Here is a 16765-nt window from a genome sequence, read left to right as displayed (position 1 = left end):
GGCTGTCACTACTTAAAATTCTTCCCAGTCATCATTTGTTGCAGCGGTCGGCTTTTCCATGCGGGATGTTTTCATCGCCGGTTTCTCTGCGGCCTTTGCCGGTGCCTTGCTGATTTTTAAAGTGGTCGTTGCTGCACGCGGTGCTTTATTGACCGCCTTGCTCGCTGCAGGGGCAGGTGTTTTTTTCGCGACCGCATCAAGTTTGAAGACGCTGACAGCCTGGGCCAGTGCCCCAGCCTGCTCTTGCATGCTCTCGGCAGCTGCTGCAGCCTGTTCGACCAGGGCAGAGTTTTGTTGTGTCATTTCATCCATCTGGGTAATGGCGAGATTGACTTGTTCTATACCTGCACTCTGCTCCTGGCTGGCAGCAGTGATCTCACTCATGATGTCTGCCACATGCTTGATGGAAGTGACAATTTCATCCATGGTCAGGCCAGCTTCATCGACTAGTTTATTGCCGAGATTAACTTTTTCTACAGAGTCATCGATCAGAGTCTTGATTTCCTTGGCGGCGCTGGCACTGCGTTGCGCCAGGTTTCTGACTTCGGCAGCTACCACGGCAAACCCCCGGCCCTGTTCGCCAGCACGGGCAGCTTCCACCGCGGCATTCAGCGCCAGGATATTGGTCTGAAAGGCAATGCCGTCAATGACGCCGATGATATCGACTATCTTGCCTGAGCTGTCCTTGATGGAGCCCATGGTATTGACAACCTGGCCAACGATATTGCCACCCTTGGTGGCAACCGCTGTAGCCGAGATAGCCAGTTGATTCGCCTGGCGGGCATTGTCGGCATTTTGCTTGACGGTGGACGTCAGTTCCTCCATGGAAGAAGCAGTTTCTTCCAGCGAGCTTGCCTGCGACTCAGTTCTGCTGGAGAGGTCGGCATTACCAGAGGCAATTTCGCTTGACGCGGCAGAAATCATCTCCGTGCTGTTGTGTACCTGGCTGATGGTCATGACCAGGCTGTTATTCATATCTGCCAGTGCACTCAGCAACTGGCCGGTTTCATCCTTTGAACGTACTTCTATGCGGCCGGTCAGATCGCCATTGGCGACCTTGGTGGCGACCTGGACGGCTTCATCCAGTGGAATGGTAATCGAGCGTGAAATCCAGGTGGCAATGACAGCACTGATGATGAAGGCAATAATGCCGAGTACTATCATGAGGTTACGTGAAAACATGATGATGCTTTTGATCGCCTCACCATTGGTTTCCATATCATTTCTTTGTATGGCGCTCAGATTCTCTATGTCAATCAGGGATTGTTTCAGCGCAGGGAAGGTGGATTTCCCCATCATGGCGGTGGCTTCATCCTTTTGATCCAGCTCTATGAGGTCGCCAGTCTTGCTGAACGCCGCGACGAATGCGGCATTGGATGCGATGAGTTTTTCTACAGCGTCTTTTTCCTTCTGAGGTATCGCCAGCTTCTTGGAAATCTCAAGCAGGGCATTGATTTTTTTCTTGTTTGCATCAATAGATGCATACTGCGCCGTGCGGGCTTTCTGGTCTGGTGTAATGAACAACTCCAGTGTACGGCTACCGTTTTCCTGTATCAGTGCAGATATTTCCAGTGCGCTGATGACGCCGACCGCATCATCTTCGAGTATTTCCCTGTTCCGGTCCGCGATCTCATTGAGCCTCACAACGCTGATGACAACCATGAGCAGCATGGTCAACAAGGTCAGGCCGAAGCCAAAGCTGAGACGTACCCTGATTTTTAAATTACTGAAGTTCATGGTATTTATTCCTGTGCAGATCAGTTTTGAGGGAGACAGGCAACGGCAGTTTCAGGTTTTAGCATACCTAAAATTGCGCTGTTCTGCTAAGTAAATTGGTCATTAGTCGTTGCGCATGTCAGTTTCCTGACAATTTCATCAAACCCTTCGGGTAAAATCGTAGAATACTTGATCAAAACAGAGGAATTATGAAGCTTGCAACACTGAAGGATGGTTCCCGGGATGGGCAATTACTGGTTGTTTCCCGCGACTTGAAGACAGCAGCCATTGCTGACGGCATCGCCCCGACCTTGCAACGTGCCCTGGATGACTGGAATTTTATCCAGCCCCAACTCGAAGAGCTGTATCACCGCCTGAATTCTGGCAGGGCAGCCTATAGTTTTGAGTTTGAAGCAAAAAACTGCATGGCACCTCTGCCGCGCGCATTTCAATGGGCGGATGGCTCATCCTATGTCAATCACGTAGAGCTGGTACGCAAGGCCAGGAGCGCCGAGATGCCAGATAGCTTCTGGCATGATCCCCTGATGTATCAGGGCGGCAGCGATGATTTCATCGGCCCCTGTGATGACATCGTCATGACGTCGGAAGAATGGGGCATAGACTTTGAAAGTGAAGTCGCCATTGTGACTGGCGATGTACCCATGGGCGTCAAGGTACAGCATGCACGCGACCATGTACTCCTGCTCATGCTGGTGAATGATGTGTCACTGCGCAATCTGATCCCGGCAGAACTGGCAAAAGGATTTGGCTTCTTCCAGTCCAAGCCAGCATCAAGTTTCTCACCAGTCGCGGTGACGCCAGACGAGTTGGGTGAAGCCTGGAAAGACGGCAAGGTCAACCTCGCTTTGCGCTCCAGCATGAACGGCATGCTGGTAGGCCAGCCCAATGCCGGTGTGGATATGGTGTTCTCTTTCCCGCAACTGATCACGCATCTGTGCAAAACCAGAAATGCCAAGGCGGGTACCATCATTGGTTCCGGCACGGTATCGAACAAGGATGCCAGCAAGGGTTATAGCTGCATAGCCGAAAAACGCGCGCTGGAGATGATAGCCCTAGGTGAACCAGTCACACCGTATATGAAATTTGGGGACAGTATCAAGATAGAAATGCTGGATAAAAACGGTAAATCCATTTTTGGTGCGATTGATCAAAGCGTAGTTGAGTCACATCTTTAAATACTCTTTTTGTCGCCTGCTTTTGCTACCTGTTTTCATTGTTTACCTTTTTGGAGTTACCGCATGCCCCTGATCTTTTCTTATTCCCTGCGTGGTGCCGTTGCCATCGCTTTGAGCTTGAGTAGTGTCATGGTGCAGGCACAGATCAGGGTAGGTATCAATTTATCTACCACGGGCCCAGCAGCGGCCATCGGTGTCTCATCCAAAAATGCCATCATGCTGTGGCCCAAAGAAATTGCAGGAAAAAAAATCGAGTACATCCTGCTTGATGATGCCAGCGACCCCGGTAATGCTGTCAAGAATGCGCGCAAACTGATCGCCGAAGAAAAGGTCGATGTCATCGTCGGGCCGAACACCACACCGAGTGCGCTGGCGATGCTGGAAACGGTGGCAGAAAACGAAACCCCCATGATCACCCTGGCAGCATCTGCAAGCATCGTCGAACCCATGGATGCCAGGCGTGCCTGGGTTTTCAAGATGCCGCAGAATGATACCCACATGACCACTATACTGACGCAACACATGGCTGATCATGGCGTGAAGACGGTAGCCTTCATCGGTTTTGCTGATGCGTATGGCGAAGGCTGGTGGCGTGAGTTTTCCAAGCTGGCAGAACTGCGTCATATCAAGATCGTTGCCAATGAACGTTTTGCCCGCACCGATACCAGCGTCACGGGGCAGGTCTTGAAAATGATGTCGGCAAAGCCTGATGCGGTATTGATCGCCGGTTCTGGTACACCTGCAGTCTTGCCGCAAAAAACGCTGATAGAACGTGGTTATAAGGCGCAGATTTACCAGACCCATGGTATCGCCAGCCAGGAATTTTTAAAGCTTGGCGGTAAGGATGTGGAAGGCACTCTATTCCCTACCGGGCCAGCAGTGGTGGCATTGCAATTGCCGGAAAAGCACGCAGTCAAAAAAGTATCTACCGATTTTGTGCGCAAGTATGAAGCTGCTTATGGCCCAGGCACGACAACGCAATTCGCTGGCGACGCGTGGGGAGCTTATATGTTGCTTGCGAATGCGATTCCTGTTGCCTTGAAAACCAGCCAGCCTGGCAGCAAGGCTTTCAGGCAAGCCTTGCGCACTGCGCTGGAAAACACCAGGGAACTGATCGTACCTCAAGGTGTTATCAACATGAATGCCAGTGACCATGTAGGCCTGGATCAGCGTTCACGCGTCATGGGTAAGATACAGAGCGGTAAATTTGTGTATGCCTACGGCGGCTAAAAAACTTATTGCCTGCCCAATTGGAAGAAAACATTTTTTGCGCCACTTTGCCCCACTGCAAAACCCAGATAAATCGGGCCGATAAAACTGTTAAAACCGGCAAACAGGCTAGCGCTTTTGCGCAATGATTTGAATGACATATCTTCTCCTCTGTTCCAGACACTGCCTGCTTCCAGCGAAGTGCCGAGGAACAAGCTTTGTCCTGCCAGATCAAACTTCACCGCCCGCAGCAAATAAGTTATGCTGCCATAGACCATGAAGTCGCCTGTGAACTGGTCAGGCTGGTACGCGGATAATTGCTGGAAGCCGCCGAGGGTATAGCCTATACCGCGTACATCAGTGCCTTTCTGGAACAGGCCTGCCGCATTCAGTTTCAGATTGATGCTGTGGTTTTCTATGCTATTGGCCCAGGTCGTCTTGATTGCCACTTCCTGGAAATTTTTCCGGGTATCACTTGTACCAAGAAAGGCGCTGGCATCTATTTTGTAGCCGTAGCGTGGGAAGCTGGCATCGCTGAGCTGGTCGAAGACGACTGCCGTCTTCAGGCCAAACTGTTGCAAGTCTGCACTTGGCAGGGATTCGACTTTCGTGCTGCCATCTTCATTCAATAGCAGGAAGCCACCTATCTTTGGGCGCACACGGTAGTGATTGAAATTCAGGCCTAGCTTGGCCTCACCCAGTGTGCTTTGTTCCCCTATGCGAAAACCCAGATCCAGCCCCAGTTTATCGCTACGGAAATTGTATTCGGCAATACGGGTATTGCCGCTATACAGGTTGCGGGTGTTCTGGCCGATTTCTGCAAATGGTGCGAGATACATGCCTTCCCGCTCAAACAGGGGCTGGCGCAATTCGGTGTGATATTTGATACTGTTACCAAATTCCAGATCATTGCGCCATTCCAGTCCACCATCGGTCAACCAGGGGCGACGGTGCCCGACTTGCAGCTTGAAGCCGCCAGCGCCTTCAAAACCGCTAGATAGAGCGAGGCCAAAACGCAGGAAATGCGGGCCCCAATTGCGGCCATGGGCATTTACCCTTATACCGTATTCACCATCTCGCTCTACCAGTTCATGGTTGACGCTGTCAAACTCGCGGGCGTTATTCAATGTGGCCAGCTTGCGGTTGATTTCTTCCGCCCTGTATTCTGTACCCAGGCTGATATTCAACTGACGACGTATATCACTCTCAGGCACGGCACCATTAGTGCTGATATCGATAAACTGGATTTTGATAGGCGGCAATTGCGGGTTCAGGCGTATCTCATGCCTGACGGTGTACATATCTGGCGGCAGGCCCAGGGCCAGCAAGCGGGCATCCATTTCATGCGTGGCTTTTTCACCTATCTTCACCGCTTCCTTGGATCTGGCGAAATCCATGAAAGTAATATTGCCCAGGCCGGGTTCTATCAAAATGTCGTTTGAACCCAGCAGGGCTTTTTGTGCCTCCACATTTTGCTCAGTCAGAATATTCACCATCTGCTGGCTGACATTGAACAGGGTGAGCAACTGGTCGCGTGGCATCAGCGGTGTACCTATGTTAACCGCGATGACTATATCTGCACCCATTTGTCTGGCGATATCGACAGGTAGATTCCTGACCAGGCCGCCATCGGACAATAATTTGCCATCTATTTCTACCGGCGCAAACACGCCAGGTGCAGCCATGCTGGCGCGTATGGCTTTATGTAAAGGGCCTTTGGTAAAAAGCACCATCTTGCCGGTTTCCATATCGGTCGCGACGGTGCGGAAAGGGATGGGCAGGCGGTCAAAATCGATGTCGGGTTGCAGGTGAGCAGTCCAGTTCTGCAAAATTTCAAGGAACTGGCTGGCCTGTACCACGCCTGCGGGCAGACGCACGCCATTGGCGCTCAGGCCCAGGGTGGCACCAAGAGGATATTGCTCATCTTCTTCCCTGATGCTTTGCGGAAGATAGCGTCTTTCTACCCTGTCGAGAGCAATGTCATTGAGTTTCAAGGCATCCAGTCGCTTTTCAATTTCGCTGGCAGAAAACCCCGCCGCATACAAGCCGCCGACCACTGCCCCCATGCTGGTGCCGGCGATGCAATCTATGGGGACGTGCAATTCTTCCAGTACCTTCAGAACACCAACATGGGCAAAGCCACGCGCACCGCCGCCAGACAGGGCCAGGCAAATTTTCGGCCTTTTAAGTTCTGGCCCCGGTACAGTAATACTTTCTGCCAAGGCAAGAGATGCTGTCGTTAAATAAACGAAAAGGCTCAAAACTGTGACTAATAATGATTTGTGCATGTTGTAATTGGTGGAAACATGGAATTCTTGGCTCAGGGTCTATATACTAGCGCATGCATATAAAACGATGCGAACCTAGGTCTAATTGCATAAGAACGTGTTTACGATCCTTAGCGAGGGAGTGTCAGCGGGGGCAGGGTAACAAAAACGCAGCGCAAAAAGCGGAATGTACTCTAGTACATCAGCATTTTGAGCGGCGCATGAGCCCCGATCACACTCGCGCAGTAAGATCGTAGATAGGTTCTACGAGATTATCCTCGCCTTTACAAAAAAATTACCCATGAACCTACATCAATTGCGTTTTGTACGCGAAGCTGTAAGACAGAATTTTAATCTGACTGAGGCTGCCAAGGCCCTATTTACATCGCAACCCGGTGTTTCCAAGGCAATTATTGAGTTAGAAGAGGAGTTGGGCGTCGATATTTTCACCCGTCACGGCAAGCGTATACGCGGTCTGACTGAGCCGGGCAGGGCAGTGTTGAAGTCTGTTGAACTCATCATGCAAGAAATTGACGGACTGAAACGCATAGGCAAAGAGTTTGCGGCACAGGACAGTGGCAGCTTTACCATTGCGACTACCCACACCCAGGCACGCTATGCTTTGCCCAAGGTGGTGCAGGCCTTCATGCAAAAATACCCCAAGGTAAGATTGTCTTTATTGCAGGGTAATCCCAAGCAAATTGCCGAGATGGTCATGCGTGACCAGGCAGATATTGCGATAGCAACTGAAGCCATTGCCGGCTTTGATGGCTTGATATCCCTACCATGTTATCAATGGGAACATGTGGTCGTGGTACCGGTGGATCATCCCTTGCTGAAATTAAAGAACATCAGCCTGGAAGAAATTGCCAATTACTCCTTGATCACCTATGATGCCGCCTTTGCCGGACGCAGCAAGATAGACCACGCCTTCCAGATACGCAGCCTGAAGCCCGATATCCTGCTGGAAGCCATTGATGCAGACGTCATCAAGACCTACGTCGAACTGGGCATGGGTGTTGGTATCATTGCTGGTATGGCCTTTGATGCCGAACGGGACAAGAATTTGCGTGCCATCCCTGTAGGCCAATTGTTTGGCATGAATGTTTCTCGCGTAGCGATCAAGCAAGGGGCCTATTTGCGCAGTTATATTTATACCTTTATAGAATTGTTGAATCCTGCCCTTAACCGTAAAATGATAGACAATGCCATGCAGGGTAACAAGGATACCTACGATTTATGAGCATGCAGGCACTGAGTAGTTTGCCTGCCGAACAACGCAGGCAGGTGCGCGGTATACTGACGGATATTGATGACACCTTCAGCAGCCATGGCAAGCTGACGGTAGCTGCGCTGGCTGCGCTTGAACGCGCAAAAAATGCAGGTTTGCGTCGTATAGCCGTGACAGGGCGGCCCACTTACTGGACTTTGCCTTTATTGAGACTTTGTGATTTTGATGCAGTCATTGCTGAGAATGGCGCCAGTGCTTTCTGGCTGGATGCGGATGGCAGGCAACAGTCGATGTATTATGCCGATGCACAAACCCGTCAGCAACACAGACAGCGCCTGCTGGACTTTGCTGACACCATGCGCCAACATTTCCCGGACGTATTGCCCGCTGCGGATGCTGCACAACGCCTAGGTGATCTGGCATTTGATATTGCTGAAAATATTCCTGCGATATCGCTGACGCAATTGAGTGAAGTCGTGGCCCTGATACGTGAACATGGTTTTCATGCGACTACCAGCAGCATCCATGCCCATGCCTCGGTTGCGCCCTTCAGCAAGCAAAGCATGAGCGAACGGGTGCTGCATGAAGTATTTGGCGTCAACGATGAAGTTGCAAAAAAGACTTATATATTTATTGGTGATTCTGCCAATGATGCCAGCATGTTTGCCCATTATCCGCTTTCAGTTGGGGTAGCAAACATACGCAAATACCTGGACAGGTTTGAGGCCCACCCGGCCTATATCTGTCATGCCGAATACGGCGAGGGATTTGTAGAGCTGGTGGATTTTCTGTTGAAAGATAAAAATGAGTGAAAACAAAATGCGCGAATACTACGCGCAACGTGCCCAGACCCTGGAAAAGGTTTACCAAAAGCCGGAGCGCCAGCAAGACTTGCGTGAAATCCAGGGTAAAGTGCTGGATGTATTGAAAGATCAGCGTGTGCTGGAAGTGGCCTGCGGCACAGCTTATTGGACTGAGCGTTTTGCGCCTGTGGCAACGAGCGTCGTCGCAACTGACTATTGCCAGCCCATGCTGGACGTAGCGCAGGCAAAGACTTATCCTGAAGGCAAAGTTCAATTTAGTCTGGCTGATTTGCACGACCTGCCAGCAGCGACTGAAGGCCAGTACTCGACTTGCTTTGCCGGTTTTTTCTGGTCGCATGTCATGCGTGATGATCAAACCAGCCTGTTGGGTCATCTGAGCAAAGTGACCGGTAAAGGCACGACACTGGTGTTGATCGACAATAATTATGTCGAAGGCAGCAGCACAGTCATTGCCCGCACTGATCTTGAAGGCAATACCTTCCAGTTGCGCAAGCAGGAAGATGGCAGCAGGGTAGAGATACTCAAGAACTTTCCTACCGATAGTGCACTGCGCAAAAAATTTGGTCCTGCCGTGCGTGACATCCGTATTTTCAGGAATACTTATTACTGGATGCTGACTTGCATATTAAAGTAAGCATAGGGAATTAAGTTCCATACTCTTCTAGTATTGTCCCTCGAAAGCCTGCCATGATACATTGCAAGTCGTTTACATTTTTTCTGGAGTAATTCATGGATCTGCAAGCTTGCACAGAAGCGATACGCGCTAAGGTTGGTGACGATAGTGGTTTGAACGCTACCCTGAAATTTGATTGCGGTGATGAAGGCGTGGTATTCGTTGATGCATTGGTGACACCAAATACAGTCAGCAATGAAAACAAGGAAGCTGGCTGTACGATCACGATTTCCCTGGAAAACCTGGCAGCCTTGCTGACTGGTCAATTGAATCCCATGAACGGTTTCATGATGGGCAAACTCAAGGTTACTGGTGACATGAGCGTTGCCATGCGCCTGCAGACTGTGGTGTAAGCCTGGTCCAAACTCGCTTTTAAAAGCGGCATTTCCTTTAGCGATGGCGAGGAAATGCCGTTTTCATTTTAATCTTGCTTATTTATCTTAAACCAGCGACATAGCACTCAATGCCAGCGCAGAAGTACCATCCGGGTACAGGGCATCATAGCAGCGCGTGCAACTGCTGCAAAACAGGTGAGAGCGCCTGACGAATTTATAGCGAAGTATCAGTTGTAGTTGTACACCGCTGCAATGGGGGCAATGCTCACGCATATGGCCTGCCGAGGGTGCATCTTCGGATTGAAAACCTTCTTCTAGCATTACTCCTTCTATGACATCGCGGGGATCAAGCTGCATCAGAATAAAATCGGGTGCGCGGACATTACGCCTTTCTGAATAAATATCTTGCTGTTGGGAAATTAGATGTGCACTAGCTGTCATCATGTTTAGCTCCTGAAAAGACCTCTGCCACTATTGAATCAACAGGGGGCAGGCTTTCAATCTAGTAAAATTAAGGCACGAAGGCAAGCTTGATAGCGAGAAAAAATGACTAAGCGCGAAATGGTAGTTAAATGGTAGCCGATCAGATATGGACTTTGACCCTCCAACCTCAGGGCTGGACATGTGACACAGTCGATGCACTCAGCTTGCTGGAAGCCGCCCTGCTGGAAGGCATGCGCATCCCCAACTCGTGCCGTAATGGTACCTGCCGCACTTGCATGTGCCAGATGCTGTCAGGAGAAATTAGCTATCAGATAGAATGGCCTGGCCTGAGTCTGGAAGAAAAACAGGATGGCTGGATATTGCCCTGCGTCGCCCAAGCTTGTTCGGACGTGGTGCTGGATGTTCCCGCGGCGGTCAACCTATTTAGCGAGGAAAATTAATCGGTCGCATTACTGCATTGCCTCAGTTGCTCATCATTGCGGTTCCAGCAAGCGGTGCTGGCTCCAGGCACGGGGTGGGGCACGCCATCTTTATCTATTTTCGCCAAACGGGTATCCCAGGCCCTGACCCCTTGTTTATCCAGTTGCAGGCGTACGACCCAGCCACGGGTTTGCGGTTCATTGTCGAGCTCATCCATGACAAAATTACCCAGGCTGTAAATAATGGGCTTACCTTTGTAGTGTTCAATATCCTGTATCACATGGGGATGGCCACCTATGACTGCATCGGCACCCGCATCTATCATCACTCTGGCTAACTGACGCTGCCTGTTGACGGCGAGTTCGTCATTTTCCCAACCCCAGTGCATGAAGGGTATCACCAGGTCGGCATGATATTGTTGACGAGCGTTACGTATATCCAGTACTACCTGTTCATCTTCACTCCACGCGACCCCAGCAGCTTGTGCTTCCGCTTCGAAGCTGCGTGGCATGAACTCGTTATAGGCTAGCAGGGCAATGCGCAAGCCTTTCTTTTCTATGATCAGCGGTGTATGCGCTTCGCGCAAATTATTGCCGCCGCCAAAGCGTTTGATTTGCTGTTGATCTAGCAAGCCCAGCATTTCCTGGAAGGCTGCGCGACCAAAATCACCGGAATGATTATTGGCAATCGACACTGCATCCACATGCTGCTTCAGTGTGGCTAATGTGCGGGGATGAGCGCGGAAGGTAAAATTCTTGTCGGCCGCTTCGCCAGTCGTAGCGACGACACATTCCAGATTGATGACACGTATGTCAGCGTTCTTGAATAAGGTGGCAAAGGCAAAAAATGGGTCTTTACCCTCAGCGATCATCTTGCCCGGTTTGCCATCCAAAACAACATCACCAGCAAACAGTATGCTGACGCTGTTGTCTTGCGCCAGGGCTGTACCCGTAGCTGCCATAGATAGGGCAAAGGCGGCCAAGCAATGGCCCAGAGTTTGTTTGAAGGTTTTCACTTTTGCACCTCTTGCAGTGTGCAACGGTATTGCAACTCACGTTCCATATCACCGGCATACACAGAATTTTGTGGCGTCAGCGGACTTTCCATCGTGGTGACTTTAAAGGGTGGGCGGTAAGTCGCCTGATGGACAGGGACATCGCTGCGGCGGGTTTGGAAATAGGTGTAAAGTTTGATATAGTCTATCTGCTGTGCCTTGCCAACCATGACAGCCTTGAATGTAAAGCGCTCACCTACATCGGTGGTCTTCACATCATAAGGGTCTTGCACGATCTGGCTTTCTACTATTTGTTCACTGCCAGCATAACTGACATAGCAACGTAGTAATGGTTTGGCAGCACATGGCAATTGGCTGCCTACCAGTAAAAGACTGCTGAATACAAAAAACCTGGTGTAGCTTTTCTTTATCTCTGTACTTCTCAAGCATCTTTCAACTGACCACATAGCTTTACCGCCCTTAATTAGTCGAGCGCTGATTATCACAGGATTTACAGGGCCAGGGAAGAATGTTTTTGTGTTTTTTATATGCCGTAGCAGCAATCCTTCTTCGCGCTGCTACGGCGATATACGCTCTCAATATTGCTTGCTGTCGGCAGCAAATGCCTGGTAACTTGTTGGTAAGGTAAAACGCTCTCCATAGCTGGCCTGCAATTCTGCTGCACGCTCAGCAAAGCGTGCCGTGCCGACATGATTGACAAATTGCACCGCACCGCCAGTCCAGGCCGGGAAGCCTATACCAAAAATCGAACCTATATTGGCATCGCGCGTCGATTCCAGTACACCTTCATCCAGGCAGCGCAGGGTTTCTATCGCCTGTATGTACAAAAACCTGTCTTGCAAATCGGCGTAAGGCAGGCTGTGGCCAGCCTTGCCAAACAAGTTAGTCAATTCCGGCCACAGATATTTCTTGCTGCCATCTGAGGGATATTCATAAAAGCCCGCACCCGCTGCTTTGCCTGCACGTTGATGCTGATCAAGCATGGTATTGATGATCGCAGCAGATGCAGATGCTTGCCAGCTCTTGCCTTCGGCTTCCAGGTCGGCCCTGGTTTGCGCCGTGACATGGCGTGACAGACTCAGTGATACCTCATCCTGCACTGCCAGCGGGCCAACCGGCATGCCAACTGAGAGCGCAGCATTTTCTATGAGTGCTGCTGGCAAGCCCTCTCCCAGCATGCTCAAGCCCTCGTTAACAAAACTGGCAAACACACGGCTGGTGAAAAAGCCGCGCGAGTCATTGACGACGATGGGTGTCTTGCCTATCTGCAGTACATAGTCATAAGCGCGTGCCAGTGTCGCCTCACTGGTTTGTTTGCCCTTGATGATTTCCACCAGCTGCATTTTATCGACAGGCGAAAAGAAGTGTATGCCTATGAAGCGTTCTGGATTCTTGACTGCTTTTGCCAGACCGCTGATCGGCAGGGTAGAGGTATTGCTGGCCATGACGCCATCCACAGCCAGCATGCTTTCCGCCTCGCTGCTGACGCTGGCTTTGAGTTCACGGTTTTCAAACACGGCTTCGATGATAAGGTCGCATCCCTCAAAATCGCTGGCAGTGGCTGAAGGCAGTATCAGTGTCAACTGGCCAGCCGCTTTTTCTGCGGACAGTCGTCCCTGTTCGATTTTTTTGTGCAGGCTATTGGCAATATTGGCTTTGCCCTGCACGGCTTTTTCCAGTGACTGCTCTTTCATCACAGTGACAATGCCGCGCGCCGCACTCACCGATGCGATGCCAGCGCCCATCATGCCAGCACCGATCACACCCAGCTTGCTGATTTTTGATTTCGGGATATCCCGTGGTCTGCTTTTGCCAGCGCTGACTTCCTGCATCTGAAAAAACAGGGTGCCGATCATATTCTTGGCCACCTGGCTTGTTGCCAGATGCGTGAAATAGCGGCCCTCTATTTTGAGGGCATTATCAAAATCGACTTGCGCACCTTCTACCATGGCTGCCAGTACGGCTTCTGGCGCAGGATAATTACCACGGGTTCTTTCGCGCAGCATGGCAGGAGCTACCATGATCATGGACTGCAATTTCGCAGAGTTGGGTATGCCGCCCGGCAATTTATAGTTTGCATCATCCCAGGCTTGTTGTGCTTGAGGATGGGCCAGTATCCAGGCGCGGGCTTGTTGCAGCATGTCGTCATGGCTGCTGGCAAGCGCGTGCACCAAGCCAGCCTTGACGGCTGCTGCGGGAGCAAGCTGCCTGCTTTCAACCAGATAAGGCATGGCTTCCTGCAGGCCCAGCAGGCGCACCGTACGCACCACGCCACCTGCACCTGGCAACAAACCCAGTGACACTTCGGGAAAACCGATTTTGGCTTTGGGGTGATCGAGGGCGACGCGGTAATGGCAGGCCAGCGCCAATTCCAGCCCACCACCAAGAGCACTACCATTGATGGCAGCAACGACTGGTTTTCCGAGTTTTTCCAGCCTGCGCAGCACAGCCTTGTTTTTCTCTACCATTTCCAGGCAGGTTTTTGCATCTTCAATGTTGACAAGTTCCCGCAAATCGCCACCGGCAAAAAAACTTTCTTTACCAGACGTCAGGACGACGCCGCTGAGTTGCTCTTTTTCTTCTTCCAGTCTATTGACCGCAGATGCCAGGGCCGCACGGAATGCCGCATTCATGGTATTCACCGACAAGCCCGGCATGTCCATGCTGAGGATGACTATCTGATGTTGGTCTTTACTGTAATTGATCATGATGTCTGTTTCCCCAATTTTCTATACGCGCTCTATGATGGTGGCGATACCCATGCCACCACCCACACACAGGGTGATAAGGCCGCGCTTTAACTGGCGCGCTTCCAGCTCGTCGATCAGGTTGCCAAGCAGCATGCAGCCTGTGGCCCCGAGTGGGTGACCCAGCGCAATCGAGCCGCCATTCACATTGACTTTTTCTTCCGGCACCTTGAGGTCTTTCATGAACTTCATAACGACCGCAGAAAATGCTTCATTGACTTCAAACAGGTCTATGTCTTCTATACTCAGACCTGCCTTGTTCAAGGCTTTCAGCGCCGCAGGGCCAGGGCCGGTCAGCATGATGGTGGGATCAGTTCCTGTCACCGCAGACGCTACAATACGGGCACGAGGGTTCAGGCCCAGGCGTATGCCCATGGCGGCGCTGCCTACCAGTGCCAACGCTGCACCATCGACAATGCCGGACGAGTTGCCAGCAGTATGCACATGGTTGATACGCTCAATGTGGGGATACTTGCGTATCGCGACACTGTCAAAACCCATCTTGCCCGGCATCTCAAATGAAGCCTTGAGCGAAGCCAGCGCTGCCATGCTGGATTGTGGTTTGATGAATTCATCGTCAGCCAGTATCACCAGGCCATTCATATCGCGCACAGGGCGCAGGGATTTGAAACGGCCCGCCGCCCGTGCTGCGGTGGCTTTTTCTTGCGAGCGCAGGGCAAAGGCATCGACATCTTCACGGCTGAAACCTTCCAGTGTGGCAATCAGGTCTGCGCCTATGCCTTGCGGTAAAAAATCAGTCTGCATACTGGTTTGCGGGTCGGCTGCCCAGGCGCCACCATCTGATCCCATGACCACGCGTGACATTGATTCAACACCACCTGCTACCACCAGATCCTCCCAGCCCGAGCGCACTTTTTGTGCAGCCAGGTTGACTGCTTCGAGGCCAGATGCGCAAAAGCGATTCAGTTGCATGCCTGCGACCTGCCAGTCCCAGCCGGCTGCCAGGGCCGCCGTCTTGGCGATGTCTGCCCCCTGGTCGCCTATGGGGGTAACGCAACCCAGCACGACATCATCAATCAGTGCTGTGTCCAGCGACAGGCGTTGCTGCATATCCTGCATCAGGCCAGACAATAAAGAGATGGGCTTGACGCTATGCAGCGAACCATCTTTCTTGCCTTTGCCACGCGGTGTGCGTGGCGCATCAAAAAGATAGGCTTCAGTCATATGTGTTCTCCTGTCTGGTTGGATCCTGGGGTGTTGAACCGAGGCATTAAGTGAGGTAGCAAGTGAGTCAATTTTTGGCGCAAGTGTATGATGATACAATTAATAAAGCAAATGCTTGATTAATTACTTTGTTACCATTTTACTCACAGGATAGTAGGAAAAAGGCAATGACACAAAACATTATTAATAATCCAGAGTTTCAGAGCATGCTTAAAATAGTGATTGAGGAAAAAATCCCCTTCTGCCAATTGCTGGGTATGAAGCTCGACAGTTTTGACCCGGATGCTCCACGCCTGTCGATAGGCATGCGTGACGAATTGCTTGGCAATTTTGCCCAGGGCATGCTACATGGTGGCGTCATCGCGTCTGTGCTTGATAGCGTAGCGGGATTCGCCATCCTGCTAAAAATGGCGCAACACAACCCACAGGACGATGTCATGTCGCAGATCAAGGAGTTTGGCAAGATGAGCACCATAGACTTGCGCATCGACTATCTGCAACCAGGGCGCGGCAAACATTTTATTGCTGGTGCCGAAGTCACCAGGCTGGGCAAGCGTGTCGCCAATGTCTTGATGGACTTGCGTAACGAGAAGGGTGACAGAATTGCGACAGGAGCCGCCGCCTTCATGTTGCATGGCCGCGCCTGATTGCCTTTCTGCCCGCTTGTACTAGGATGTAGATACAAACTACAACAAGGGGGAACAGCATGAGCATACGTCTGGAAAAAGCCAATGGACTGGCCACCATCATTTTTGATAATCCCGACTGCATGAATGTCATGGGTGCAGCAGAGATACGTGCCCTGAACCAGTTAACAGAGTTGCTGGCAGAAGACCGCAGCATACGCGTCGTCATTATCCGTGCAGAGGGCAAAGTGTTTGGCGCGGGTGGGGATATCGCCAGCTTCAAGCCCGGTGACCCAGCATCCCCTGAAGCTATACGTGAAATTGGTGCCGAGCTGAACCAGGCAATATTGCGCCTGCATAAATTACCTGCGATTGTTATTGCCTCTGTCCATGGCGCGGTCGCTGGTGGCAGCATGGGTACGATGAATGCTGCTGACCTGGTGGTTGCCGCCAAGGGTACCCGCTTTAATATGGCTTATGCCAAGATAGGCGCCAGCCCGGATGTGGGCAATACCTGGTTCCTGCCGCGCCTCGTTGGTAACCGCAAGGCATTGGAGTGGTTATTGTTTTCAGAAAACTTTGATGCTGACGAAGCCCGGGCTTTTGGTCTGATCAACCTGGTTGTACCGCCCGAACAATTGAAAGACGTCACAGAAAAGCTGGCAATGCGGCTGTTGCGTGGCCCGCAAGAAAGCTATGCCAGGATGAAGCGCCTGGTTTACCAGTCTGATGCGACCTCACTGGAGCAGCAGGTCAATGATGAAATCGAGGCTTTTGCTTCAGTCACCATGACATCGGACTTTGCCGAAGGTGTGTCCGCCTTCCTGGACAAGCGTAGCGCCCATTTTGGCTGCAAGCTTAACTAAGCGCGATTTTT

The 16765-nt window shown here is 51.3% G+C and carries 16 protein-coding genes; 9 read left to right on the top strand and 7 right to left on the bottom strand.

Going from position 1 to position 16765, the window contains the following annotated elements:
* Positions 1 to 12: 12 nt before the first annotated feature.
* Positions 13 to 1737: a methyl-accepting chemotaxis protein gene (locus tag ACO0LG_RS03145; protein WP_423023188.1), complete on the bottom strand. Its 1725-nt coding sequence runs from the start codon at positions 1735 to 1737 to the stop codon at positions 13 to 15.
* Positions 1738 to 1925: 188 nt separating this feature from the next.
* On the opposite strand from ACO0LG_RS03145, the gene ACO0LG_RS03140 reads away from it, so the two are divergent.
* Both ACO0LG_RS03140 and ACO0LG_RS03135 read left to right on the top strand, forming a co-directional pair.
* Positions 1926 to 2912 (top strand): fumarylacetoacetate hydrolase family protein, encoded by a 987-nt coding sequence (locus tag ACO0LG_RS03140; protein WP_423023186.1) that lies wholly within the window; start codon positions 1926 to 1928, stop codon positions 2910 to 2912.
* A 63-nt stretch (positions 2913 to 2975) separates the two neighbouring features.
* Positions 2976 to 4142, top strand: a complete 1167-nt coding sequence (locus ACO0LG_RS03135) for an ABC transporter substrate-binding protein (RefSeq protein WP_423023184.1) — start codon at positions 2976 to 2978, stop codon at positions 4140 to 4142.
* Positions 4143 to 4147: 5 nt separating this feature from the next.
* Here ACO0LG_RS03135 and ACO0LG_RS03130 read toward each other — a convergent pair whose 3' ends face one another.
* On the bottom strand, positions 4148 to 6343 hold the full coding sequence (locus ACO0LG_RS03130; protein WP_423023182.1) for a patatin-like phospholipase family protein: 2196 nt from the start codon (positions 6341 to 6343) through the stop codon (positions 4148 to 4150).
* A 346-nt stretch (positions 6344 to 6689) separates the two neighbouring features.
* Between ACO0LG_RS03130 and ACO0LG_RS03125 the strand changes: the two genes are divergently transcribed.
* The 4 genes from ACO0LG_RS03125 (at position 6690) to ACO0LG_RS03110 (ending at position 9469) form a co-directional block, all read left to right on the top strand.
* Positions 6690 to 7631 carry a CysB family HTH-type transcriptional regulator gene (locus ACO0LG_RS03125; protein WP_423023180.1) on the top strand — a complete coding sequence of 314 codons (942 nt, stop codon included), beginning with the start codon at positions 6690 to 6692 and terminating at the stop codon, positions 7629 to 7631.
* Entirely contained in the window at positions 7628 to 8431 is an 804-nt protein-coding gene (locus tag ACO0LG_RS03120) for an HAD family hydrolase (protein ID WP_423023178.1), read from the top strand. The genes ACO0LG_RS03125 and ACO0LG_RS03120 overlap by 4 nt, the downstream gene beginning before the upstream one ends.
* A complete protein-coding gene (locus ACO0LG_RS03115; RefSeq protein ID WP_423023176.1) occupies positions 8424 to 9077 on the top strand; it encodes a class I SAM-dependent methyltransferase in 654 nt (217 codons plus the stop codon). Before ACO0LG_RS03120 ends, ACO0LG_RS03115 begins: the two co-directional genes overlap by 8 nt.
* Before the next feature lie 95 nt (positions 9078 to 9172).
* Positions 9173 to 9469 carry an SCP2 sterol-binding domain-containing protein gene (locus tag ACO0LG_RS03110; RefSeq protein ID WP_423023174.1) on the top strand — a complete coding sequence of 99 codons (297 nt, stop codon included), beginning with the start codon at positions 9173 to 9175 and terminating at the stop codon, positions 9467 to 9469.
* 87 nt (positions 9470 to 9556) lie between these two features.
* On the opposite strand, the gene ACO0LG_RS03105 is transcribed toward ACO0LG_RS03110, so the two are convergent.
* Entirely contained in the window at positions 9557 to 9895 is a 339-nt protein-coding gene (locus ACO0LG_RS03105; protein WP_423023172.1) for a hypothetical protein, read from the bottom strand.
* Between the two features lie 128 nt (positions 9896 to 10023).
* Between ACO0LG_RS03105 and ACO0LG_RS03100 the strand changes: the two genes are divergently transcribed.
* Positions 10024 to 10335, top strand: a complete 312-nt coding sequence (locus tag ACO0LG_RS03100; RefSeq protein WP_423023170.1) for a 2Fe-2S iron-sulfur cluster-binding protein — start codon at positions 10024 to 10026, stop codon at positions 10333 to 10335.
* Here the strand turns inward: ACO0LG_RS03100 and ACO0LG_RS03095 are convergent.
* The 4 genes from ACO0LG_RS03095 to ACO0LG_RS03080 all read right to left on the bottom strand — a co-directional run bounded on the left by ACO0LG_RS03095 (position 10332) and on the right by ACO0LG_RS03080 (position 15262).
* Complete coding sequence (locus tag ACO0LG_RS03095) at positions 10332 to 11330, bottom strand: CapA family protein (RefSeq protein WP_423023168.1); 999 nt, start codon at positions 11328 to 11330, stop codon at positions 10332 to 10334. The genes ACO0LG_RS03100 and ACO0LG_RS03095 overlap by 4 nt on opposite strands.
* Positions 11327 to 11755 (bottom strand): hypothetical protein, encoded by a 429-nt coding sequence (locus ACO0LG_RS03090; RefSeq protein ID WP_423023166.1) that lies wholly within the window; start codon positions 11753 to 11755, stop codon positions 11327 to 11329. Before ACO0LG_RS03090 ends, ACO0LG_RS03095 begins: the two co-directional genes overlap by 4 nt.
* A gap of 150 nt (positions 11756 to 11905) precedes the next feature.
* A complete protein-coding gene (locus ACO0LG_RS03085) occupies positions 11906 to 14038 on the bottom strand; it encodes a 3-hydroxyacyl-CoA dehydrogenase NAD-binding domain-containing protein (protein ID WP_423023164.1) in 2133 nt (710 codons plus the stop codon).
* 21 nt (positions 14039 to 14059) lie between these two features.
* Positions 14060 to 15262, bottom strand: coding sequence for an acetyl-CoA C-acetyltransferase (locus ACO0LG_RS03080; protein ID WP_423023162.1), 1203 nt, complete (start codon positions 15260 to 15262; stop codon positions 14060 to 14062).
* 167 nt (positions 15263 to 15429) lie between these two features.
* On the opposite strand from ACO0LG_RS03080, the gene ACO0LG_RS03075 reads away from it, so the two are divergent.
* A complete protein-coding gene (locus tag ACO0LG_RS03075; RefSeq protein ID WP_423023160.1) occupies positions 15430 to 15909 on the top strand; it encodes a thioesterase family protein in 480 nt (159 codons plus the stop codon).
* Between the two features lie 59 nt (positions 15910 to 15968).
* The gene (locus tag ACO0LG_RS03070) at positions 15969 to 16754 is read left to right on the top strand and encodes an enoyl-CoA hydratase/isomerase family protein (protein WP_423023158.1); all 786 of its coding nucleotides are present in this window, start codon (positions 15969 to 15971) and stop codon (positions 16752 to 16754) included.
* Positions 16755 to 16765: the final 11 nt, after the last annotated feature.

This window comes from Undibacterium sp. Ji42W (assembly GCF_049340405.1).
Taxonomy (GTDB): domain Bacteria; phylum Pseudomonadota; class Gammaproteobacteria; order Burkholderiales; family Burkholderiaceae_D; genus Undibacterium.
The sequence above is the reverse complement of the archived record's forward strand: the minus strand, read 5'-3'. Positions and strand labels throughout refer to the sequence as shown.